The following is a 23152-nucleotide window of genomic DNA, read 5'->3' as shown; positions in this document are numbered from 1 at the left end:
GTGCCTCACCGCTTCTCGATCACCAGGCTTTGCACGGCTCGGCCGAAATAGCCCTGCCGGTCGGCGAGCCGCGACATCGCAAGCCCGGCACCATCGGGGCCGATCCAGGAATCACCGTCGAGCAGGATCCATTCGCCGACCGGCTGGCGCGCAAAGCTCACGGTGAGGTCAGCGTTGATGTAGGTCCAGGCGCGGAAATCGAGCGACGAGGCGGTGCCGTTGGAAAAATCGGCCGCGACCACGGCGCGCATCGCCTGGGAGAGCGGTTCGCCCGCGATCAGGGGATGGTCGACGCGAAACCAGATCGCGCCGGCGCCGGCTTGCCCGAAGCGGCCGCGCGCAGCGCGCATCGAGACTGAACGTACGAACGGGCTGGTAGCGGCATGACCGTCCTCGAGCAGCGAGTCCTCCGGCGACGGCAGCGTAACCGGCAGCGCCTTGACGTGCTCGGGCAGCGTCAGCGCCTGGCGCTTGATCTTGAGCACGGTCGCGCCGACCACCTGGACGCCGTCGGCGAGCAGCTTGACTCCGCAGAGCTGGATCTTGCGGCCCTCGCGCAAGATCTCGGTCGCGATCGTGAGTGGTGCCACCGGCACCGGGCGCATCAGGTCGATGGTGACGCGCGCGATGTCCATTGCAACTGGCGTCGGAATGCGCTCAGCCGCCCACGTCACCAGCGCGGCCGGCGCCGAACCGTGCTGCATACGCCGGTCCCACGGGCCCGCGGCATCCGGGCTGGTGACGACGCTGTCGCCATCGACGCGGTAGATGGGGGGCATCGTTTCTCCGTGATGCACATTCGGTGCTGAGCAAAAGCTGTCGTCCCGGCGAAGTTCACAACGGCGGATCGACCGCCTCGTCGTATTCCTTCTTGAAGCGCGCGATCATTTCGGCGGCTGGCACGATGCCGTCGATGCTGCCGACGCCCTGGCCCGAACCCCAGATTTCCTTCCAGGCTTTTGGCTTGGCGCGCTCGCCGGAGGCGTCGGTGCCGAAGTTCATCTTGGAGGGATCTGACGTCGGCAGGTTCTCCGGATCCATACCGGCGGCGAGAATCGACGGCTTCAGATAGTTGCCGTGCACGCCGGTGAACAGGTTGGAATAGACGATGTCGTCAGCCGTCGCGCCCGCGATCATCTCCTTGTATTTGTCGACCGCATTGGCTTCCTTGGTGGCGATGAAGGCCGAGCCGATATAGGCAAAGTCGGCGCCAAGTATGCGCGCGGCGCGGATCGCCTTGCCGTTGCCGATCGCGCCCGACAGCGCGATCGGGCCGTCGAACCATTTTCGCGTCTCGGCGACGAACGCCAATGGCGAGATCGTGCCGGCATGGCCGCCGGCGCCCGCGGCGACCAGGATCAGGCCGTCGGCGCCCTTCTCGATCGCCTTGTGCGCAAACTTCTGGTTGATCACATCGTGGAAGACGATGCCGCCCCAGCCGTGCACGGCCTGATTGAGCTCCTCGCGTGCGCCGAGCGAGGAGATAATCATCGGCACCTTGTACTTGGCGCAAAGCTGCATGTCGTGATCGAGCCGGTTGTTCGACTTGTGCACGATCTGGTTGACCGCAAACGGCGCCGACGGCTTGTCGGGATGCGCGCGATCATAGGCCGCGAGCTCTTCGGTGATGCGCGCCAGCCACTCGTCAAGCAGCTCCGGCGGCCGCGCGTTCAGCGACGGAAACGAGCCGACCACGCCCGCCTTGCACTGCGCGATCACGAGATCGGGCACCGAGATGATGAAGAGCGGCGAACCGATCACGGGGATCGACAGGCGTCCCTTGAACAAGGCAGGCATGGACATTGCGAGACGATCCTCTGTTGGCGGTCACATCGAAGTTGGGAGCCATACCAACAAGGCAATCTTTCCACTGTCAAGTATTGCGTTTTAGCGCCGTGGAGGGACGCCGTTACCGCAATTCCAAGCCGCGGAATTCAGCGCGGACCGACGACATCACGCAAGCAAATCCGGATTGATCAGCCGCTCGAACGAGAACATCTCGTCCCATTTCTCCTGGGTCAGCAGCTTGCGCTCGACGACGACGATCTGATGCAGCGACTTGCCGCTCTTGTAGCCCTCGCGCGCGATCTCGGCGCAGTCCTTGTAGCCGAGCAGCGGCTTCAGCACCGTGACGATACCGAGCGAATTCAGCACCATGTTGCGGGTGTGCTCCTCGTTGGCAGTGATGCCGACGACGCAATTCTCACGCAGGCTGTTGACCGCGCGCTCCATGGTGCGGATCGAGAAGAACAGCGCGAACGAGATCACCGGCTCCATCACATTGAGCTGGAGCTGACCCGCGGACGCCGCGAGCGTCACGGTGGTGTCGAGCCCGATCACGAGGAAGCTGGTCTGGTTGACGACCTCGGGGATGACAGGATTGACCTTGCCGGGCATGATCGAGGAGCCCGGCTGAAGCTGCGGCAGGTTGATCTCGTTGAAGCCGGCACGCGGGCCCGAGGCGAGCAGGCGGATGTCGTTGCAGATCTTGGTCAGCTTGCTCGCGGTGCGCTTGAGCACGCCGGAGAGTTGCACATAGGCGCCTGTATCCGACGTCGCCTCCACGAGATCGCCTGCTAGGATGAAGTCGACGCCGGTGAGCGCGCTCAGATGCCGGACCGCGAGCTTGGGATAGCCGTGCGCCGCGGTGACGGAGGTGCCGATCGCGGTGGCGCCGAGATTGATCTCGCGCAGCAGCGCGCGGGCCTCGGAGATTCGATCGACCTCCTCGCCCATGGTGGTGCCCCAGCCGCGGAATTCGGCGCCGAGCGACATCGGCACCGCGTCCTGCAAATGGGTGCGGCCCATCTTCAGCACGCGCTCGAACTCCCTGCCCTTGGCGAAGAACGCCTCCTGGAGCTGACGCAGCGCCGTCATGTAGCTCTCGAGCCGCAGGATCAGCGCCAGCCGAAAGGCGGTCGGATAGGTGTCGTTGGTGGACTGGCCGTAATTGACGTGATCGTTGGGGCTGACGTGCTGGTAGTCGCCCTTGGCAAAGCCGAGCGATTCCAGCGCGAGATTGGCGATCACCTCGTTGGCGTTCATGTTGGTGGAGGTGCCGGCCCCGCCCTGGATGAAGTCGGTGACGAACTGGTCCATCATATCGCCGGCGATGACGCGATCGCAGCCCACGATGATGGCTTCCGCGACTTTGGTGTCCACCGCGCCGAGATCGCGGTTGGCCATGGCGGCGGCCTTCTTGACGTAACCAAGCGCCTTCACGAAGTAAGGCTCCTGGTTCATCGGAATGCCGGTGATGTGGAAGTTCTCCTTCCCGCGGATGGTCTGGACGCCGTAATAGATGTCGTCGGCGATCTCACGCTGTCCGAGGAAGTCCTGCTCCGTGCGGCTCATGGGCGCTCCTTGCTTGCTCGCGCGACGTCCTCAGTTCTGGCACAGCGCGCTGGTGACGAAGGTATCAGTGCGGCAGTCATCCGGTTTGCGTTGCCTGCCCGGGATCAGAACCTTGGCCGAGCACTTTTCCGCGGAGTCGGCATTCAGGCTCTTGCCTTCCGTGTAGCCCTTGCTCTGGCAGAGTTTGTCGGCGGCGAGCTTGCAGTCGGGCGCGCCGTTCGACGAGGCCGGACAGGCCACGCGTCCCGACACCATGGTCGACGGCTTCGCCAGGCGCGACAAATCGTTCATGGTCTCGCTCGGGCTTTTGATCGGCGGCAGGATCGAGGGCAGCTTTTCGAACAGCTTGCCCATTTCGTTGATCAGCCCGGGGTTTTCCTCGTGCGCCGGCGGCGACGAAGGAGCTGTCGAGGGCGCCGGTGCGGCCTGCGGTCCTTGCTCCTGCAAGCCGAGCGCCGGCGGTGCGGATTGCGGCCATCCGGTACCGCCGGCAGCGAGCAGGACCGAAAGCGCCGCAAATGTCAGCGTGCCCAGTCGCAGGACCGGATTGCCGGATCGAAGCATCATGGCGGCAACCGTAGCCGAACGAGGCGCGGTGGCAAAGCGCCTTGGGCGTTAGATCAATTTGATTGCGACGACAAAGCCGAGCACGAGCACCGCGGCGCCGATTGCCACCACCAATCCGAGATGCTTCTCGATCTTGATCCGGATCCAGTCGCCGTAGCGGTTTAGCAGGATCGCCACGATAAAGAAGCGCCCGCCACGCGCCACGATCGAGCACAGGATGAAGAGCCCGAGATTGTAGCCGGCAAAGCCGGACGTGATGGTCACGAGCTTGTAGGGGATCGGCGTGAGGCCCTTGAGCAGGATGATCACGGCGCCCCATTCGGCATAGGAGGCGCGGAAGGCGTCGACCTTGCCGCCGAGGCCATAGACTTCGATCAGCCAATGGCCGACCGAGTCGAAGAGCAGCGCACCGATAGCGTAGCCCAGAAGGCCACCCAGCACCGACGTCGCAGTGCAGATCGCCGCATAGACCCAGGCGCGTTGCGGGCGCGCCAGTGACATCGGGATCAGCATCACGTCCGGCGGGACGGGAAAGAAGGAGCTTTCAGCGAAAGCCACGGCGCCCATGATCCAGAGCGCGTAAGGCTTGTGAGCGGCGTCGATGCACCAGTCGTAAATACGTTTCAGCATGGCGCCGCGATGAAGCACCATGGGACGGATTTGTCCATGCCGAGATGGGACCGATTTGTGCCAATACTAGTGGCGCTTGCGCGCGGTGCGGCCTTCGAGCGCGACGATTGGCCGCCTGGCGGCGACACGCGGTGACGCAACTTTGGGCAGTTTCATAGCCGACTTCGGCAGTTTCTCGGCGATGCCGAGCATGTCTTCACGCCGCGTCATCTCGCGCCAGACGTCCTCGGGGCGCACGCCGGCCGAGGCCCAGAGCACGGTCAGATTGTAGAGTAGATCTGCGCTTTCCCGGATCACGGCTTCGCTATCGCCGTTGACCGCGTCGATGACGACCTCGATGGCCTCTTCAGCCAGCTTCTTCGCCATTTTTGACGGGCCGCGCTGAAACAGCCGCGCTGTGCGCGATGTTGCCGGATCAAGGTCCCTGGCCGCGAGCACAGCCAGATATAGCCGCTCAAGCGAATCACTCATGTACGCGACGCTACTCTAAACCCATGGCCAGCGCGTTAACGCGCGATAGTAGAGCCCAAAAAGGGGCCGCCGCGGCAAGCACGACGGCCCGTTTGTGGTCAACCTTTTGTTGTGGCCAAAACTAGTAGCAGTTGGTGCGGTGGCCCTGGCCGCAGAGCTCCGACGGAGCCGTGCCGCCGTAACGCTGATACTGGTAGTTCGGGCCGGGTCCGTAATACGGGCCGTCGCCGTAATAGGCAGGGCCGCTGTAATAGGCGGGGCCGCCATAATAGGGGCCATCGTCATAGGCGTAGGCGTTGCGGGTCGCGGCGATCGCAAGACCGGTGCCGACGATGCCGGCAAACGCTGCAGCAGCCGCCGCGCCACCGCCGCCACCATGCCAATGACGGCCGCCCGCGTAGGAAGCGGTCGGGGTTATTGCGGTCAGCGCCAGCACCGCGGCGGTAGCGAGAACGGCCTTACGGCCGGCAAATCCTGAAAATCTGTCAAACATGTCCTGGACCCTCCTTGGGACCTCGAATGGTGCCTGATGACAGGCTCGTGTCTCTCAAACACCCGCATCCCATGTTGGGTTCCCCAACCCCAACACAAGCTGAACGGGGTTGCGTGATCGTGACGCAACCGCCGCTCATCCGCCGTTCATGTTGGCGCGAACAAGCTTGTCGCCAGCCGGCGCTCCGAGCGTCACCAAGCCATAACAACACCGGACCGGCGCGACTGATGTTCGAATTCACGACAATTGCTCTTCGCGGTCTGCTGGCCGCTGCAATCTCGCTTGCGGTGCTGACTGCGCGCGATGCTACCGCGGCCGAGACCGTCGTGCCCTCCATTGCGATCCACTTCACCTTCGACCGCCCGATCGATGCGAGCATGGCGCCGTTCTTTCTTGCCGCCAAGGACGGCAGCTTCGGCGCCGAACGTCTCAACGTCTCCTTCAGCAGCGCGGCCGGATCGCCGGAGGCGCTTGCGCGCGTCGCCAAGGGCAACAGCGAGCTCGCGCTCGTCGACATCAACGAGCTGATCCGCTTCCGCGACAAGGATGCGACCCCGGTCAAGGCGGTATTCGTGCTGTTCAACCGCGCGCCCTACGCGATCGTCGCCCGCAGGAGCCGCGGCATCCACCTCCTGCCCGACCTGGACGGCAAAACCGTCGGCGTTGCCGATAGCGATCTGTCGATGCGGCTGTGGCCGGCGCTGGCGCAGCAGAACGGCATCGACACGGCTCACGTGAAATTCCACAAGATCAGCGCCGCGGTGCGCGAGCCGATCCTCTCCGCGGGACAGGTCGATGCCGTCGCCGGCTTCAGCTATCTCTCGGCAGTGAACCTGCGCGACCGCGGCGTGCCAGGCGGCGATCTCGTCGCGCTTCGCTATGCCGATTATGGTTGCGAGGCCTATGGCTTTGCCGTCGTGGTCAACCCGGCTTTCGCCGCGGCCAAGCCGGACACCGTGAAGGGATTCGTCCGCGCATTGATCGCCGGCATCAACGCGACCGTCAAGGACCCGGCGCGTGCGGCGGACGAAGCCGCGAGCCGCATCGACGGCGGCGATCGCGATCTTGAGCTGGAGCGGCTGCGCACCGTCCTCGTCGACAACATCCTGACGGACGAGGTCCGTCGCAACGGCCTCGGCGACATCGACCCGGCGCGCATGGATCGCGCGATCGACCAGATCGGGCAGGATTTCAAATTCCGCAACCGGCCGGCGGCGGGCGACATCTTCGACAGCGGGTTCTTGCCGCCAGTTGCAGGGCGGTTGATCAACTGAGCAAAACCGACAGCTTCCGCTATATCTCACGGGCGATCCCTGATTAGAGTATGCGCTCACTCCGTTCCAGCCGCCCGAGCTCCTCGCCCATGCCCATTCTCCGCCTCTACACCCGCGTTCTCGAGCTGCTCGGTAAGGAGGCACGGCTGGGCTGGCTGCTTGCGGTCGTCAATCTCCTGCTTGCGGGCTCGCAATTCGCCGAACCGGTGCTGTTCGGCCGGATCGTCGATGTGCTCTCCGGCAAGACGGTCGCAGGCTCCAACTCGGCCTGGCCGTTCCTGGTTGCATGGGTCGCGTTCGGACTGTTCACCATCGTCTGCAGCGCGGTCGTAGCGTTGCAGGCCGACCGGCTCTCCCACCGCCAGCGGCAGGCGGTCCTGACGGACTATTTCGAGCACATCCTGCAGCTGCCTCTGACCTTCCATTCGGGCACCCATTCGGGCCGGTTGATGAAGGTGATGCTGAACGGCACAGATGCGCTGTGGCGGTTATGGGTCGGCTTCTTTCGAGAGCATTTTGCCGCGATCCTCTCGGTCGTGGTGCTGCTGCCGCTATCGCTCTACCTGAACTGGCGGCTTGCAATCCTGCTGTTCGTGCTCTGCATCGTCTTCACCGCGCTGACCACCTTCGTGGTGCGCAGAACCTTCGGCATGCAGATGGAGGTGGAGGAGCACTACAGCGAGCTCTCCGCGCGCGCGTCCGACGCCCTTGGCAACGTCGCGCTGGTGCAGAGTTTCGTCCGCGTCGAATCCGAGGTGAAGGGCCTGCGCTCCGTCGCCGACGAGTTGCTAGCGGCGCAAATGCCGGTGCTGTCGTGGTGGGCACTCGTCACCGTCATCACGCGCGCCTCCACCACGATCACCGTGCTCGCGATCTTCACTTTCGGCATCGCGCTGCACGACCAGGGGCTGACCTCTGTCGGCGAGATCGTCATGTTCGTGAGCTTCGCGACGCTTCTGATCCAGAAGCTGGAGCAGGTCGTGAGCTTCATCAACAACGTGTTCATGGAAGCCCCGCGCCTGCGCGAGTTCTTCAACGTGCTCGATGCGGTTCCTGCGGTGCACGACCGGCACGACGCGATCGATGCGGGTCGGCTCTCCGGCCTCGTCGAATTCAACGACGTCACCTTCTCCTATGACGGCAAGCGGCCGGCGGTCGAGGACCTCTCCTTCACCGCGCTTCCCAGCCAGACCATCGCACTGGTCGGCGCGACGGGCGCCGGCAAGTCGACGGCGATTGCGCTGCTGCATCGCGCCTTCGATCCGCAGTCCGGCTTCATCAGGATCGACGGCATGGACGTGCGCGGGGTGACGCTGACATCGCTGCGGCGGAACATCGGCGTGGTCTTTCAGGAGGCGCTGCTGTTCAACCGCTCGATCGCGGAGAATTTGCGCGTCGGCAAGCCGGACGCCACCGAGGCCGAGATGCGCAAGGCGGCGGAGCGCGCGCAGGCGCTCGAATTCATCGAGCGCAGCGGCGGCTTCGAGACCAATGCCGGCGAGCGGGGCCGGATGCTGTCGGGTGGTGAGCGCCAGCGGCTGTCGATCGCACGTGCACTGCTGAAGGATCCGCCGATCCTGATCCTGGACGAGGCGACGAGCGCACTCGACGCCGTCACCGAGGCCAAGGTGAATACCGCTCTCGACGAAGTGATGAAGGGCCGCACCACCTTCGTGATCGCCCACCGTCTCTCCACCATCCGCAATGCCACGCGTATCCTGGTGTTCGAGAACGGGCGCGTGATCGAAAGCGGAACTTTCGATGAACTCGTGGCCAAAGGCGGCCATTTCGCCGACCTCGCCAGGGCTCAATTCATGGTTCAGGAGAACGCACGGGCCAGCGTGACAGCGGCTGAGGCTGCCGCGACGGCCGCCAAGTCGCCTTAACAAGCCGCCTTGGCAAGTCCCCATCGTATCGTCGAAATTCGGCCCATTTCATTGCGGAATACCCGGCTGATGCCCCTATTCCCGACGCACCAGCCGGTATAGGTTTGCGGCGCCGCAAGCGGCGGCGCTGGATTTCAGAACCGAACATCAGATCACGAGAGCCGACCGGAACCGGCGGGTCTCCAAGGACCGGAATCGGATAGTGCACGCTCTTCGCCCGCTGCTTCGTCAATCCCTGTTCAACCTGTTCGCCGCGGCACTCGCGTGTGCCGCGTTGCTCGCGCCGCGCGCGGCGAGCGCCGAAGCGCTGCTCCTGATCGAGGCCGATAGCGGCAAGGTGCTGCAGGCGGAGAACGCGACCATTCCCTGGTATCCGGCTTCCGTCACCAAGATCATGACCGCCTATGTGACGCTGAAGGCGGTCAAGGACGGCAAGCTCACACTCGACACACTGCTCACGGTTTCGCCGACGGCAGCCTCGCAGTCGCCCTCGAAGATGGGCTTTCGCCCGGGAACGCAGCTTACCGTCGACAACGCGCTCAAGATGATGATGGTGAAATCGGCGAACGACATGGCCGTCGTGCTCGCCGAAGGCGTTGGCGGTTCGATCGATGGTTTCTCGGCGCTGATGAACGACACGGCGCAGAAGCTCGGCATGACGCAGACGAGCTACGTCAATCCGAACGGCCTGCCCGCCGACGGACAGATCACCTCCGCGCGGGATCTTGGCATTCTCGCGCGCTCGTTCCTGCGCGACCTGCCCGAGTACGAGTACTTCGTGCACATTCCGGCAATCCGCTTCGGCAAGCGCGTCACCGGCAATTTCAACAAGCTGATCGGCCGCTATCCCGGCGCCGACGGTTTCAAGACCGGCTTCATCTGCGCCTCCGGCTACAATCTCGTCGCGTCGGCCACCCGCAACGGCCGCCGGCTGATCGCCGTCGTGCTGGGCGCCAACTCCGGGACCGCGCGCGCGGTGAAGGCGGCGCAGCTGCTGGAGCGCGGCTTCTCGCAAGATAATCTCACCTGGCTCCGCCCCTCGCTCGGCACCGTTGACAAGCTGGTCCCGGTCGACGCCTCGCCGCCGAACCTGCGTGACGACATGTGCGGCGGCCATCGCAAGCGGCCGGCCAGCGACGATGACGACGCGCTGATCGCGGCCAATGGCGGCACGTCCGGGTCCGCCTCGGCCACCGGCGGCGAAGCCCAAGTCACCTTCTTCACGGCCGGGCTTCAGCCGCCTCTGATGAAGGCCTCCGAGCTGATGGCCTCGGCCCCGGCGGCGGCCGAGCCCGTGCTGGTGTATACCGGTCCGACCCGCACCGGGACCGCCCTGATCGCGGCGGTCGCGGCCGATGCCGACCAGCAGGCCACGCCAAAGCCGCGTGGCAAGAAGTCGCGCGTCGCCAAAAAGCCCGACGCGGCAGACAAGCCGAAGGATGCCAAGACGGCGGCGGCGAAGCCCGATGCCAAGACGGCGGCGGCCGCAAAGCCGGCCGACGGCAAGTCCGCAGCTAAGCCGGCCGGTACCAAGCATGCCGCAGCCAAGCCCGATGCGGTGGCAAAGCCTGCGGTGAGCGGCGAGGCGGCCAAGCCCGCCAAGCCCAAGGCCGCGACCAAGCCCGCCAAGCCCGCCAACAACAGTTAACAGCCGACGCGAGGCGAGACCGCGCCGCACTTCGCAGTTGCGGCAGCGCCATTTGCAAGGATTCCGGTAGCCACTCCCTGACGTTTGTCCTAAGCCTCGACCGCTTGCCACCCGTTCCGGCAGGCTCGATACTGACGGCAACGAGGCAAGCCCGAGACACAACGGGCTCTGGTCAATGAGGGGAGTTTCCATGGAGCGCATCTGGCTTAAGCAATATCCGCCCGGCGTCCCCGCCGATATCGAGCCGACGCAATATTCATCGCTGGTCGACCTCCTGGAGGAGAGCTTCGCCAAGTTCGCCGACCGCAAGGCGTTCATCTGCATGGACAAGTCGATCAGCTATCGCGACCTCGACCAGATGTCGCTGGCGATGGCGTCCTATCTGCAAGGGCGCGGCCTGCAACGCGGCGCCCGCGTCGCGATCATGATGCCGAACGTGCTGCAATATCCGGTCGCGACCGCAGCCGTGCTGCGCGCCGGTTTCGCGGTGGTCAATGTCAATCCGCTCTACACGCCGCGCGAGCTCGAGCACCAGCTCAAGGATTCCGGCGCCGAAGCCATCATCGTGCTCGAGAACTTCGCCCACACCGTCGAGCAGGTGATCGCCAAGACGCAAGTCAAGCACGTCATCGTCGGCAGCATGGGCGACCTGCTCGGCTTCAAGGGAGTGATCGTCAATCTGGTCGTCCGCCGCGTCAAGAAGATGGTGCCGGCATGGTCGCTGCCGGGCGCGGTGTCCTTCAACGACGCGATCTCCGCCGGCCGCTCTCTGGCCTTCAACAAGCCGAAGCTGTCACCCGGCGACGTCGCCTTCCTGCAATATACCGGCGGCACCACCGGCGTGTCCAAGGGCGCCACCCTGCTTCATCGCAACATCGTCGCCAACGTCCTGCAGAACGACGCCTGGCTGCAGCCGGCGATGGCCGCGCCGCCGCATGTCGATCAACTCATGGTCGTTTGCGCGCTGCCGCTCTATCACATCTTCGCGCTGACAGCCTGCTACCTTCTCGCGGTGCGCGCCGGCGGCTGCAATCTCCTGATCCCCAATCCGCGCGACATCCCGGGCTTCATCAAGGAATTGGCGAAGTACCAGGTCAACAACTTCCCTGCCGTGAACACGCTCTACAACGGCCTGATGCATCATCCCGACTTCAAAAAGCTCGACTTCTCCAAGCTGAAGATCTCGAACGGTGGCGGCATGGCGGTGCAGCGCCCCGTCGCCGAGCAGTGGAAGGCCATCACGGGCTGCTCCATCGCCGAAGGCTACGGCCTGTCGGAGACATCTCCGACGCTGACCTGCAACACCACGACCAATCCGGAGTTCAACGGCACTATCGGCATCCCCGTGCCCTCGACCTGGATCTCGATCCGCGACGACGACGGCAACGAGATGCCGCTCGGCCAGCCCGGCGAGATCTGCGCCAAGGGCCCGCAGGTGATGTCGGGCTACTGGAACAGGCCGGAGGAGACGGCCAAGGTGATGACCGCGGACGGCTATTTCCGCACCGGCGACATCGGCATCATGGACGAGAAGGGCTACACCAAGATCGTGGACCGCAAGAAGGACATGATCCTGGTCTCCGGCTTCAACGTCTATCCGAACGAGATCGAGGAAGTGATCGCGAGCAACCCCGGGGTGCTCGAATGCGCCGTCATCGGCATTCCCGATTCCAAGTCGGGGGAGGCGGTGAAGGCGTTCGTGGTCAAGAAGGACCCGAACCTCACGGCGGAGGCCCTGGTCAAGTTCTGCCAGGAGCAGCTGACGGGCTACAAGGTGCCCAAGCACATCGAATTCCGCACCGACCTGCCGAAGACCAATGTCGGCAAGATCCTGCGGCGGCAGCTGCGCGACGAGAAGAAGGCGGAGGCGGCGTAAGCGCCTCTTTCGTTCATGACCGACGACGGCAACATCAGTCCGGCCGGCATCCTCGCCTTCTGGCGCGAGGCCGGCCGCGATGCCTGGTACGAGCGCAACGACGCATTCGACGCGGAGATCAGGCGCCGCTTTCTCGCGCTGTGGCAGAAGGCGGTCGCCGGCGAACTCTCGTCATGGGAGGCGACCGATGAGGGCGCACTCGCGCTCGTCATCGTGCTCGACCAGTTTCCGCGCAACATGTTTCGCGGCACGTCGCAGGCCTTTGCCAGCGATGCGCTGGCGCGCGACGTCGCCCGCCGCGCCATTGCGCGGGGCGCAGATCAAAGGATCGATCCGGTCCTGCTCGAATTCCTCTATTTGCCCTTCATGCATTCCGAGCACCTGCCCGACCAATTGCACTGCGTCGCGCTGTTTCAAAACACCGACAATGCCGAAAATCTGAAATACGCGCGTGAGCACGCCGACATCATCCGGCGGTTTGGCCGCTTCCCCCACCGCAACCATCTGCTCGGCCGCGACACCACCCCGGACGAGCAGGCCTTCCTCGACGGCGGCGGGTTCGCCGGCTGATGACATAACGGTGAAGGGTCCCGCCCTCACCGCCTGCCCTACCGGCAACATTGTGCAGCGCCGCCGCACGGTCTAAAAAGCGGGACCGATTTTCAGGGAGACTGACGATGGCGATCCAGACTGGCGACAAACTGCCCGAGGCGAAATTCCGCGTGATGACGGCCGAAGGCCCGCAGGTGAAGACCACCGACGACATCTTCAAGGGCAAGAAAGTGGCGCTGTTCGCGGTGCCCGGCGCCTATACGGGCACCTGCCACAAGATGCATCTGCCGAGCATTTTCCTCAACGCCTACGCCCTGAAGGACAAGGGCGTCGACACCATCGCCATCGTCTCCGTCAACGACGCCTTCGTCATGAACGCCTGGAAGCGCGATACCGACCAGCGCGACGAGGCCATCTTCCTCGCCGACGGCAATGCCGACTTCACCAAGTCGATCGGCATGGAGCTCGACGCCTCCGGCAACGGTCTCGGCATCCGCTCCAAGCGCTATTCGATGCTGGTCGAGGACGGCGTGGTCAAGAAGCTGAACCTCGAGGCGATGCCCGGCAAGGTCGAGGTGTCCGGCGGCGATACGCTGCTCGGGCAGCTGTAAGCTTTAGACGCCGCTTTCAGCCACAAACGACTCTGTCATGCCCCGCGAAAGCGGGGCATTCAGTATTCCAGAGCAGTTGTTGTTGAATCGAGAGGCCGCTGCGTACTGGATCGCCCGGTCAAGTGTTTAGACCGGAGACATAGCTGACGCCTGTTCGGACACATCACTGACAGTTTGGCTGCGCGTCAAGTCGATTGATCCGACCTGCCAACTGGCAAAGAAGATTCCGTAGCGGCCGTCGCGGTCGAGCGGCCTCACGGCCAGCTGCTCGCCGCAGAAGGCTTGAGGGACTTTCCACATTTGCCCTTTGAAGGCGATGTAGCTCCGCGTCGAGGAGACGGTGCGAACGATCTCCCCGGCGTCGTATTGGATCTTCGGCACACGATCCGGCATGGCGCGTAAACTGGGCCGGTAGCGATCGGCGGGAATGCCCATGCCCAAGCTCTCGTGGGGCCGCTCCAGATTGTAGACCGTTCGCCAGCTATCGAGGGCACGCTGGACTTCCGCCAAAGTGCGGAACGTGCGCAGAGCGAACACTTCTGCTTTCAAGCTGCGATGGAAGCGTTCGTTCTTGCCTCGGCCCTGAGGATGACGTGGCCTGGCATGGACCACCCTGACGCCGAGCTTGAGCAGCCATACCTTCAGCGCAGTCCAGCGAACGCCCGAGGTGTCGCCCCAGGGAGAACCGTTGTCGAGGTAGAAGGCCTCCGGCAGCCCATAGCGTCGGAAGGTGTCGGTCAGATGCCTCTGCACATCAGGTCGCTGCTCGTTGGCGCACGCCTTCAAACACAGCGCATAGCGGGAGTGGTCATCGACCATGGTTAGCGGATGGCAACGCCTTCCGTCGGCAAGCGGCATGTGGCCCTTGAAGTCCATCTGCCAGAGTTGATTGGGCGCGTCCCTCTCGAACCGGTGGCCTGAAGGGCTCGGCGCGGCTTTCTCGCTCGGCTTGATCCGTTCGTTCCGGCACAGGATCCGATGCACTGTGGAGGGCACCGGTACGGTCTGGCCGCCGCGCTTCAGGCAATGGGCAATCTTGCGCGCTCCCCAAGCCGGATGCTTGTCACGCACAGCCAGAACCCGCGCCTCGACCTCAGGCACGCTCCGCTTGGGCATGCTCTTGGGCCGGCGCAACTGATCCGCCAGTTCATGATCTCCAGCCTGCCAACGCCGCAGCCATTTGTAGCCCACATCAGGACTGATCCCGAACCGCCGGCACAACTCCCGCCGGTTCGCCCCTTCCTGCAACGCAAGCCGCACAAACTCCCGTCGCTGATCCATCACCGACACCTCGTTCCAGGGCATGGAAGGCCTCCCGAATCGACCATTCCAGCCCAGTTTGAAGTGTCAGCTATGTCTCCGAACACCTGTCAGTGATCTGTCCGGTCTAAACATCAAGCCGGGCGATGACGGCGGAGCATGAGGAAGGAGCGCCGACCGCGCGCCTACTCCGCCAGCCTCTGCTGCAACCGCGCCTTCACGATCCCGTCGCGCGCGAGCTGGTCGGCGCGTTCGTTCTCGGGATGGCCTGCGTGACCTTTGACCCAGTGCCACCGCACGTCATGGGCCTTCAGCGCGGCATCCAGGCGCTGCCATAGCTCGACATTCTTCACCGGCTTCTTGTCGGCGGTGCGCCAGCCGTTGCGCTTCCAGCCGTGGATCCAGCCGGTAATGCCCTGACGGACATATTGGCTGTCGGTATAGAGATCGACCGTGCACGGCTTCTTCAGCGCTTCCAACGCGGAGATCGCCGCCATCAATTCCATCTGGTTATTGGTGGTGTGGCGCTCACCACCGTTCAGTTCTTTTTCCTTGTCGCCGAACTTCAGGATCGCGCCCCAGCCGCCGGGCCCCGGATTTCCCGAGCAGGCGCCGTCGGTGTAGATCGTGACAATCGGAAGCTCGCTCACGCCACCAGCCCCGACGGCATCAGCCCGTAGTCGCGCACGCTGGAAACGCTCTGGTGGAAGCGCAGCTTGCGGACATATTCCAGCGGATCCTTCGGCCGAACCAGCGCGCCGGGCGGAACGTTGAGCCAGTCGACCAGCCGCGTCAGCAGGAAGCGCATCGCAGCGCCGCGCGCGAGCAGCGGCAGCGCTGCCTCTTCCGGCTCGGACAGCTTTCGCACGCGGCCATAGGCATTGAGGAAGGCCCGCGCCTTGGTGACGTTGAAGGAATGATCCGGCTCGAAGCACCAGGCGTTGAGGCAGATCGCGACATCATAGGCGAGCCAGTCATTGCAGGCGAAAGTGAAGTCGATGATCCCTGACAACTTGTCGCCGAGAAAGAAGACGTTGTCGTTGAAGAGGTCGGCGTGGATCACGCCTTCGGGCAGAAGCGTCGGCCAGACCCCGCTCTCGAGGTAGTCGAGCTCTTGGCTCAGGAACGCGCGCAGGCCGGGCTGCACCTCGTCGGCCCGGTGTGATGCGGCATCGAACAGCGGCCGCCAGCCCGGGACCGACAGCGCGTTCGCACGCCTGATCGCGAAATTCGCGCCGGCCAGATGCATCCTGGCGAGCCCCTCGCCAACGCCGGCGCAATGGACCGCGTTCGGCTTGCGCGGCCAGACGCCTTCGAGAAAGGTGATGATCGCGGCCGACCGGCCCGACAGCTCGCGCAACGCCTCGCCGTCCGTTCCCTTCACCGGCAGCGGGCAGTTGACGCCGTGCTCGGCAAGATGCGTCATCAGCGCGAGGAAGAACGGCAGATCGTTCTTCGCCACGCGCTTCTCATAGAGCGTGAGGATGAACGACCCCTTGGTCGTATGCAGCAGGAAGTTGGAATTTTCGACGCCCTCGGCGATGCCCTTGTAGGAGAGCAACTCGCCGAGATCGTATTGGTTGAGGAAGTCCGCAAGCTCGTCGGCGGCAACGTCGGTGTAGACCGCCATGAACGTCTACTCGGCGGCGGCTTCGGGGCGCACCTGGCGCGGCAGCGGGAAGAACTCGTTCTCTTCCGCGGCCGAGACCGTCTCCACATGCAGCGTGAAGCGCTCGGCGAACGCGTCCATGATCTCCTCGACGATCACTTCCGGTGCCGAGGCACCCGCGGTGATGCCGAGGCTGGTGATGTTCTCGAACCGCTTCCAGTCGATTTCGGTGGCGCGCTGCGCCAGCACGGCGATCGGGCAACCCTCGCGTTCGGCGACTTCGCGCAGGCGCTGCGAGTTCGACGAGTTCGGCGCACCGACCACGATCAGGGCGTCGACCACCGGCGCCACCTTCTTCACCGCGAGCTGGCGGTTGGTGGTGGCGTAGCAGATGTCTTCCTTGTGCGGCCCGTTGATGTTCGGGAAGCGTTCCTTCAGGAGCGCCACGATCTCCGCGGTGTCGTCGATCGACAACGTGGTCTGGGTCACGAAGGCGAGGTTGTTCGGGTCCTTCGGGGCGATGGTCTTGGCGTCCTCGGCAGTCTCGATCAGGGTCACGGCGCCGGTCGGGAGCTGGCCGAGCGTGCCCACCACCTCCGGATGATGGGAATGCCCGATCAGGAAGATCTCGCGGCCGCGCTTGAAATGGATCGCGGCCTCGCGGTGCACCTTGGTGACCAGGGGGCAGGTCGCATCCAGCGAGAACAAATTGCGGGAGGTGGCGTCGGCCGGGACCGATTTCGGCACGCCATGGGCCGAGAACACCACCGGCGCGGTGGTGTTTTCCGGGATCTCGGCGAGTTCCTCGACGAAGATCGCGCCCTTCTTCTTCAACCCATCGACGACGTATTTATTGTGCACAATCTCGTGGCGAACATAGACGGGGGCGCCGTATTTATCGAGCGCCCGTTCCACGGTGTCGATCGCCCGGACCACCCCGGCGCAGAAGCCACGGGGAGAACAAAGCACGATCTTGAGGTCTGGTTTGGCTGACATTGAGCGATCTCGGGACCGAATCACCTCGCCAAATGGGCGGGAAGCGGTCGATGGATGAACAGGGCTTGGGTACGGTCTTACAGAGACTTCAGAGGGAATTGGGCCCCCTTTCGGGCGCTGTCAAGGCACTATCTATAGCAGAACCATTGCGTGGCTAGCCCCTCCGGGCTTATATAGCGCGAATTCCCAGTCATCGCTGATGACCACCGGTTTCGCCTCCAAAGGGGTGGGCGAAGCACAAAGGAGATTTGCCATGAGCAACGCACCTCTGATGCCCAAGGCGACCGCCGTCTGGCTGCTCGACAATACCGCGCTGACCTTCGATCAGGTCGCCGATTTCACCAAAATGCACCCCCTCGAGGTGCGCGCGATCGCCGATGGCGACGCCGCCCAGGGCATCAAGGGCATGGATCCCCTTTCCAATGGCCAGCTGACCCGCGAGGAAATCGAGAAGGGCGAGAACAACCCGGACTACCGGCTCCGCCTCCAGGAGAGCAAGGTGGTGCTGCCGCCGCAGCCCAAGCGCAAGGGCCCGCGCTACACCCCGGTCTCGCGCCGCCACGAACGCCCGAGCGCCATCCTCTGGCTGCTGCGCAACCATCCCGAGCTCAAGGACGCCCAGATCATGCGCCTGGTCGGCACGACCAAGAGTACGATCGCGAGTGTCCGCGATCGCACCCACTGGAACACCTCCCAGCTGACGCCGATCGATCCCGTCACCCTCGGCCTCTGCTCGCAGATCGAGCTCGATTTCGAGGTCGCGCGCGCGGCGAAGGAAAAGCCGATCGACGCAGCCTATGGCGGCGCCACTTTGCTGCCGGCCTCAGAAACCACCAAGAAGGACGAGTACGAACCCGCGGAGAGGTCCAGCGACGATCTCAACGTCGATGCTGTGTTCGCCAAGCTGAAGACGCTCGGCGGCAAGAAGCAGGACCAGGAGGAGGAGTAATCCTTCCACTTCAGTCGTCATCGAATGCAAACGCGGCGGGGAAACTCGCCGCGTTTTTAGTCTGACGCAAGAAGCTTCAGCAACCTCGTCATTGCGAGCGCAGCGGCGCAGCGCAGCCTTTATGGCCGGTCCGGATGGTTCAGCATGTATTCGCCGAGGTCGCGCTGGCGGCGGTCGGCGCGGGTGGTCGCGGAACTGCGCTGGACGTCGCGGTCCTTGCGGCACGCCACGTATTCGGGCGATCCGGCCGCATAGCCGCGGCTCTGGCAGACCGCGTCGTCATCATCGCCGCCCATCGCCACCGGCGTCTGGTAGCGCGCGGAGCAGGCGGAGAGAATGAGGCCCGCAAATGCAATCGCTAGAAACGGCTTCGAATTCATGGCAGGCCCTTCATCCTCATGGTGAGGAGCCCGCGCAGCGGGCGTCTCGAACCATGCAGGCCAAGCTGCCGCAGCGGGGCCTTTCATCCTTCGAGACGCGCGCCAGGCGCGCTCCTCAGGATGAGGATTGAGCGGAAAAATGCGGCCTATTCAAGCCCCATTGCAAACCTCACACCCGCCCCTTCAGCGCATCGCCGATCTCGTCCAGCACCTTGGGGTCCTCGATCGTCGCCGGCATGGTCCAAGCTTCACCATCTGCGATCTTCTTGATCGTGCCGCGCAAGATCTTTCCGGATCGCGTCTTGGGCAGGCGGCCGACGGTGATGGCGAGCTTGAACGCGGCAACGGGACCGAGCTTGTCGCGCACCAGCGCGACGATCTCCTTCTCGATCTCGGCCGGGGCCCGTTTCACACCCGCCTTGAGCACCAGGAAGCCGCAGGGCACCTCGCCCTTGATCGCGTCCTTGACGCCGAGCACGGCGCATTCAGCGACATCGGGATGCGAAGCCAGGATCTCCTCCATGCCGCCGGTGGAGAGCCGATGGCCGGCGACGTTGATGATGTCGTCGGTGCGGCCCATGACGAAGACATAGCCGTCGTCGTCCTTGTAGCCGGCATCCGACGTTTTGTAGTAGCCGGGGAATTCGGTGAGATAGGCTTCCTTGAACCGTTCGTCCTGATTCCACAGCGTCGGCAGACAGCCCGGCGGCATCGGAAGCTTGATGACGATCGAACCCATGGTGTTCGGACCGACCGGCTTTGCCGCTTCGTCGACCACGTCGACCTGATAGCCCGGCATCGGCACCGTCGGCGACCCGTGCTTCACCGGCAGCTGACCTAAGCCAACCGGATTGCCGGCGATGCACCAGCCGGTTTCGGTCTGCCACCAATGGTCGATCACAGGCACTTTCAACTGCTGCTCCGCCCATTCCACCGTCGGCGGATCGGCGCGCTCGCCGGCCAGGAACAGCGTGCGGAACGTCGAGAGGTCGTATTGCCGGATGAATTTTCCTTCCGGATCTTCTTTCCGGATCGCGCGGAACGCGGTCGGCGCAGTAAAGAAGGCGACGGCCTTGTGCTCGCTGATCACGCGCCAGAACGCGCCGGCATCGGGCGTGCCGACCGGCTTGCCCTCATACATGATCGAGGTCGCGCCATGCAGCAGCGGGCCGTAGACGATGTAGCTGTGGCCGACCACCCAGCCGATGTCGGAGCCGCACCACCAGACCTCGCCCGGCTTGACGCCATAAAGGTTGAACATGGACCATTTCACCGCGACGAGATGGCCGCCATTGTCGCGCACGACACCCTTGGGAATGCCGGTCGTGCCTGACGTATAGAGGATGTAGAGCGGATCGGTAGCGGCGACGGGCACACAAGGCGCCTTCTTGCCGTCGTTCATCGCCTTGCGGCGCAGGCCCGCCCAATCATAGTCGCGGCCGGGCGTGAGGGCGCAGACGAGCTGCGGACGTTGCAGCACGATGCAGGCCTTCGGCTTTGCCCCCGCAAGCCTGATCGCCTCGTCGAGCAGCGGCTTGTACCGCACGATCCGGCCGGGCTCGATGCCGCAACTCGCCGACAGAATCAACTTTGGCTGCGCATCGTCGATGCGGGTGGCGAGCTCTTTCGCGGCAAAGCCACCGAACACCACGGAGTGCACCGCGCCAATGCGCGCGCAGGCGAGCATCGCGACGACGGCCTCGGGGACCATCGGCATATACAGGATGACGCGATCGCCCTTGGCGACACCAAAATCCTGCATGATGGCGGCAAGCGCCTGCACTTCGGCCAGCAGTTCGGCGTAGGTGAATTTGGTGACGCTATTTGCCAGCGGCGAATCATGGATCAGCGCGACCTGGTCGGCGCGGCCGCGTTCGACCTGACGGTCAAGCGCGTTGTAGCAGGTGTTGACGACGCCACCGCTGAACCAGCGGCCGTAGACGCCTTGCGAGGGATCGAATATCTTTTTCGGTGGCTCGATCCAGTCGATCTCCTTGGCCACCTCGGCCCAAAAGCCCTTGGGGTCAGCCAGCGAGCGCGCATAAACCTCGTGATAGAGACTTTTTCCGTCGATGTTTCCTCGGACGTTCATTCCCGCGCTCCCGTTCCCTTATTCGCCTGGCCTTGACCTTGTTGCAGGACAGACGTCCCGCCATGACAGGGATCAAGTACCGGCCTTGTTTGAGGGGTATTTTCCCGGGAACGGGCCGCGGTTCAAGCTGAAAAGAACAATGCTCAGCTATCCATCGCATTCAGCCGCTGCAGCCGCTCCTGCATGACCTTCCTGAGATCATAGCCGGGGCGGCCGAAGCTCGTATTGCGGGTGGTGAGGAAATCGCGCTGGGTGCGACGGAGGCCGCCGGCGAAGCGGGACCCGGCCGATTTCAGCACGCGCTCGTAGGTCTCGGCGATCTGGCGATCGAGCACCCCCAGCTGCGGATCGGCACAAATCACCTTCTCAACCTCGCGCTTCGCAGTGGCACAATCGAACGACGGGCCATTGCCGGAATTCGCCGCGAGTGGCCGCAGCGGCTCGCCGCCGAATTTCGCAATCTCCGCGATCATGGCACGGCGGCCGGCGGCGGCGTTGTCGTTGCCGGATCGAGCCGCAGCGCGGTCTCATAGTCGGCCAGCGCCTTCCTGCGTTCGCCCATCTTCTTGTAGAGCACGGCGCGGTTATTGTAGGTCTGCGCGAAATTCGGATCCAGTTTCAGCGCGGCCTCGTAATCGCTCAGCGCCGCGCCAAGCTCGCCCTTGAGGTGGTAGGAATCGCCGCGGTTTGTGAAGAAATTCGGCCGCGGTGCCAGCCGGAGCGCCTGATCGTAATCGGCAATCGCCTTGTCGTACTCCCCCATCGCGGCCAGCGCCAGCCCGCGATTATCGTAATATTCGGGCACCTTCGGATCGAGCCGGATCGCCTCGCCGTCGTCGGCAACCGACTTGTCGAGCTGGCCGAGCTTCTTGTAGGCGGCGCCACGATTGGTGTAGCTGCGCGGCCGGTTCGGATCGAGCCGCAACGCCTCGCTGAGATCGCGGATCGCCTTCTCGTTGTCGCCGCCGAGATAATAGGTCACGCCGCGGTCGGACCAGGCCTGTGCATTGTCAGGCTTCAGCCTGATCGCCTGGTCGTAATCGGCAAGCGCGCGGTCGAGCCGGTGCTGGTTGGTGTAGACGACGCCGCGCAGCTCGTAAGATTCCGAATCCTGCGGATCGAGCTCGATGGCCTTGCTGAGGTCCGCCGCGGCGCGGTTGAGATCGCCGCCGGCCTCGCGCAGGAGATCGCCACGCAGGCGCCAGGCTTTTGCGTTCTTGCCATCGAGTGCGATGGCGCGATCGATATCTCGCAGCGCCTGCGTGAGGCCGCCCGAGGTTCGCGCATTGGCGTCGGCGCGCACCAGCAATGCCGCGGCGCGATCGAGGGATGGATTCGAGGCCTGGTCGATGATGGCGCTGCAGGCCGGGATCAGCTCAGCCGGAGCGGCCTTGCTCCCGATTACGCAATCGACGCCGGCCGAAGCAGAGGCGACGAGAACGACGCTCATTGCCGCGCTGAGCAGGAGCGAGCGAAACGAGATTTTTGCAAACGAGAGCATTTGCGCGGAAGGATGCGTGCCGCACATGGCATAGGGCTCCGGGACATCAGGCTTTCACCATTGTCGCGGCAGCCAAAGAATCGGTTCAAATCGAGGCGTGCCAGCGGCGCACCGATCCCTTCCCTCCTTCGTCCCGCTCTTACGAGCGAGACGAGGAGCCTCAATACCCGTCCACCCCGTTGAGCCGCTGCAGCCGCTCCTGCATCGCCTTCTTCAAATCGTACCCCGGCCGGCCGAACCCGGCGTTGCGGCGGGCGATGAAATCGTCCTGCTCGCGCTGAAGCGCCTTCGCTTCGCCTGCATTGCGGGCTTCGCGCAACACGCGCGCGTTGGCGGCAAAGACCTCACGGTCGAGATCAGCGAGCTCGCGGTTGGCGCAGATCGCCTTCTCGACGGGACGGCGCGCACCCTTGCAAATGAAGCTGGGCTTGCCCGCGACCGCCATCTGCGCGCCGATCCGCTCGATCTCGCGCGCCATCGCCTTGTTATTGACCTTGGCCTTCTCGTGGTTCGGATCGATCTTCAACGCTGCGCCGAAATCCTGCACCGCCTTGGGCTTGTCGCCCTTCCTTAGCCAGAGCTCGCCCCGCGCGTTGAAGATATCGGCAAGACCGGAATCGAGCTCCAGCGCGCGGCTGTCGTCGGCGATCGCGCGGTCGACTTGGTCGTGCCGCGCATAAAGCCCGCCGCGCGCGATCAGCGCCCTGATCAGGTCGCCTTTCGCCGTCTTCTCGTTGTCGATCACGGCAGCGCAGGCCGTGGCGGCCTTGTCAATGTCGTCGGCTGCGGCGGCCGCGAGGCACGGCGCGATGTCGACCTGCGGCACCGCGGCCGGCTCGCCGCCGGTCGCAGCATGAGCCGCAACGAACGAGAGCGCAAAGAGCAACCCGGCGCCGGACCATTGAATGAGAAAACGCATGCTCGCCACAGTTGGAAAGTCTTGAGTTAAGGTCCGCCTTGAGGTCTTGCCTTGGGGCTGCATCATCCATCATACGACCGGATT

21 protein-coding genes and 1 pseudogene are annotated in these 23152 nt (G+C 64.2%); 7 read left to right on the top strand and 15 right to left on the bottom strand.

The genetic code is table 11. From position 1 onward, the window contains the following. Positions 1-5 precede the first annotated feature (5 nt). The 7 genes from RX329_RS04045 to RX329_RS04015 form a co-directional block, all read right to left on the bottom strand. Positions 6-779 carry a thioesterase family protein gene (locus RX329_RS04045; RefSeq protein ID WP_085350797.1) on the bottom strand — a complete coding sequence of 258 codons (774 nt, stop codon included), beginning with the start codon at positions 777-779 and terminating at the stop codon, positions 6-8. Between the two features lie 55 nt (positions 780-834). Beyond that, on the bottom strand, positions 835-1803 hold the full coding sequence (locus RX329_RS04040) for an NAD(P)H-dependent flavin oxidoreductase (RefSeq protein WP_018453149.1): 969 nt from the start codon (positions 1801-1803) through the stop codon (positions 835-837). A 150-nt stretch (positions 1804-1953) separates the two neighbouring features. After that, entirely contained in the window at positions 1954-3354 is a 1401-nt protein-coding gene (locus RX329_RS04035) for an aspartate ammonia-lyase (RefSeq protein WP_085361116.1), read from the bottom strand. Positions 3355-3384: 30 nt separating this feature from the next. After that, the gene (locus RX329_RS04030) at positions 3385-3921 is read right to left on the bottom strand and encodes a hypothetical protein (protein WP_018453147.1); all 537 of its coding nucleotides are present in this window, start codon (positions 3919-3921) and stop codon (positions 3385-3387) included. A 48-nt stretch (positions 3922-3969) separates the two neighbouring features. After that, entirely contained in the window at positions 3970-4572 is a 603-nt protein-coding gene (locus tag RX329_RS04025; RefSeq protein ID WP_085385485.1) for a YqaA family protein, read from the bottom strand. Between the two features lie 45 nt (positions 4573-4617). Next, a complete protein-coding gene (gene hisE / locus RX329_RS04020) occupies positions 4618-5022 on the bottom strand; it encodes a phosphoribosyl-ATP diphosphatase (protein WP_007597487.1) in 405 nt (134 codons plus the stop codon). Positions 5023-5143: 121 nt separating this feature from the next. After that, positions 5144-5515: a hypothetical protein gene (locus RX329_RS04015; RefSeq protein WP_018453145.1), complete on the bottom strand. Its 372-nt coding sequence runs from the start codon at positions 5513-5515 to the stop codon at positions 5144-5146. A gap of 227 nt (positions 5516-5742) precedes the next feature. On the opposite strand from RX329_RS04015, the gene RX329_RS04010 reads away from it, so the two are divergent. From RX329_RS04010 to RX329_RS03985, 6 genes are all read left to right on the top strand, one after another. After that, entirely contained in the window at positions 5743-6789 is a 1047-nt protein-coding gene (locus RX329_RS04010; RefSeq protein WP_018453144.1) for an ABC transporter substrate-binding protein, read from the top strand. Between the two features lie 89 nt (positions 6790-6878). Continuing rightward, positions 6879-8675 carry a glucan ABC transporter ATP-binding protein/ permease gene (locus RX329_RS04005; protein ID WP_018453143.1) on the top strand — a complete coding sequence of 599 codons (1797 nt, stop codon included), beginning with the start codon at positions 6879-6881 and terminating at the stop codon, positions 8673-8675. 202 nt (positions 8676-8877) lie between these two features. Beyond that, the gene (locus tag RX329_RS04000; protein WP_085361117.1) at positions 8878-10323 is read left to right on the top strand and encodes a D-alanyl-D-alanine carboxypeptidase family protein; all 1446 of its coding nucleotides are present in this window, start codon (positions 8878-8880) and stop codon (positions 10321-10323) included. A gap of 190 nt (positions 10324-10513) precedes the next feature. Next, the gene (locus RX329_RS03995) at positions 10514-12199 is read left to right on the top strand and encodes a long-chain fatty acid--CoA ligase (protein ID WP_018453141.1); all 1686 of its coding nucleotides are present in this window, start codon (positions 10514-10516) and stop codon (positions 12197-12199) included. A 15-nt stretch (positions 12200-12214) separates the two neighbouring features. After that, complete coding sequence (locus RX329_RS03990; RefSeq protein ID WP_018453140.1) at positions 12215-12769, top strand: DUF924 family protein; 555 nt, start codon at positions 12215-12217, stop codon at positions 12767-12769. A gap of 107 nt (positions 12770-12876) precedes the next feature. Beyond that, positions 12877-13362: a peroxiredoxin gene (locus RX329_RS03985; RefSeq protein ID WP_085361118.1), complete on the top strand. Its 486-nt coding sequence runs from the start codon at positions 12877-12879 to the stop codon at positions 13360-13362. A 126-nt stretch (positions 13363-13488) separates the two neighbouring features. Here RX329_RS03985 and RX329_RS03980 read toward each other — a convergent pair whose 3' ends face one another. From RX329_RS03980 to ispH, 4 genes are all read right to left on the bottom strand, one after another. Further along, positions 13489-14667 carry an IS481 family transposase gene (locus tag RX329_RS03980; RefSeq protein WP_317244478.1) on the bottom strand — a complete coding sequence of 393 codons (1179 nt, stop codon included), beginning with the start codon at positions 14665-14667 and terminating at the stop codon, positions 13489-13491. A 140-nt stretch (positions 14668-14807) separates the two neighbouring features. Beyond that, on the bottom strand, positions 14808-15272 hold the full coding sequence (rnhA, locus tag RX329_RS03975; protein ID WP_018453138.1) for a ribonuclease HI: 465 nt from the start codon (positions 15270-15272) through the stop codon (positions 14808-14810). Next, entirely contained in the window at positions 15269-16252 is a 984-nt protein-coding gene (locus RX329_RS03970) for a homoserine kinase (RefSeq protein ID WP_018453137.1), read from the bottom strand. Before RX329_RS03970 ends, rnhA begins: the two co-directional genes overlap by 4 nt. Before the next feature lie 6 nt (positions 16253-16258). Beyond that, a complete protein-coding gene (gene ispH / locus RX329_RS03965; protein WP_007597506.1) occupies positions 16259-17227 on the bottom strand; it encodes a 4-hydroxy-3-methylbut-2-enyl diphosphate reductase in 969 nt (322 codons plus the stop codon). Between the two features lie 253 nt (positions 17228-17480). On the opposite strand from ispH, the gene RX329_RS03960 reads away from it, so the two are divergent. Continuing rightward, positions 17481-18176, top strand: coding sequence for a DUF1013 domain-containing protein (locus RX329_RS03960; RefSeq protein ID WP_007597507.1), 696 nt, complete (start codon positions 17481-17483; stop codon positions 18174-18176). Positions 18177-18295: 119 nt separating this feature from the next. Here the strand turns inward: RX329_RS03960 and RX329_RS03955 are convergent, their stop codons facing one another. From RX329_RS03955 to RX329_RS03940, 4 genes and pseudogenes are all read right to left on the bottom strand, one after another. Next, positions 18296-18556 (bottom strand): hypothetical protein, encoded by a 261-nt coding sequence (locus RX329_RS03955; RefSeq protein WP_018453135.1) that lies wholly within the window; start codon positions 18554-18556, stop codon positions 18296-18298. A 169-nt stretch (positions 18557-18725) separates the two neighbouring features. After that, positions 18726-20648, bottom strand: coding sequence for a propionyl-CoA synthetase (locus tag RX329_RS03950; RefSeq protein WP_085361119.1), 1923 nt, complete (start codon positions 20646-20648; stop codon positions 18726-18728). A 143-nt stretch (positions 20649-20791) separates the two neighbouring features. Beyond that, positions 20792-22176 (bottom strand): annotated as a pseudogene (locus RX329_RS03945) (tetratricopeptide repeat protein). Positions 22177-22309: 133 nt separating this feature from the next. Continuing rightward, positions 22310-23068 carry a tetratricopeptide repeat protein gene (locus RX329_RS03940; protein WP_085384261.1) on the bottom strand — a complete coding sequence of 253 codons (759 nt, stop codon included), beginning with the start codon at positions 23066-23068 and terminating at the stop codon, positions 22310-22312. Between the last annotated feature and the right edge of the window lie 84 nt (positions 23069-23152).

Origin of the sequence: Bradyrhizobium sp. BWC-3-1, assembly GCF_032917965.1 — a bacterium.
Classification (GTDB): Bacteria; Pseudomonadota; Alphaproteobacteria; order Rhizobiales; family Xanthobacteraceae; genus Bradyrhizobium; species Bradyrhizobium canariense_D.
This window is presented reverse-complemented; position numbering and strand designations above follow the sequence as displayed.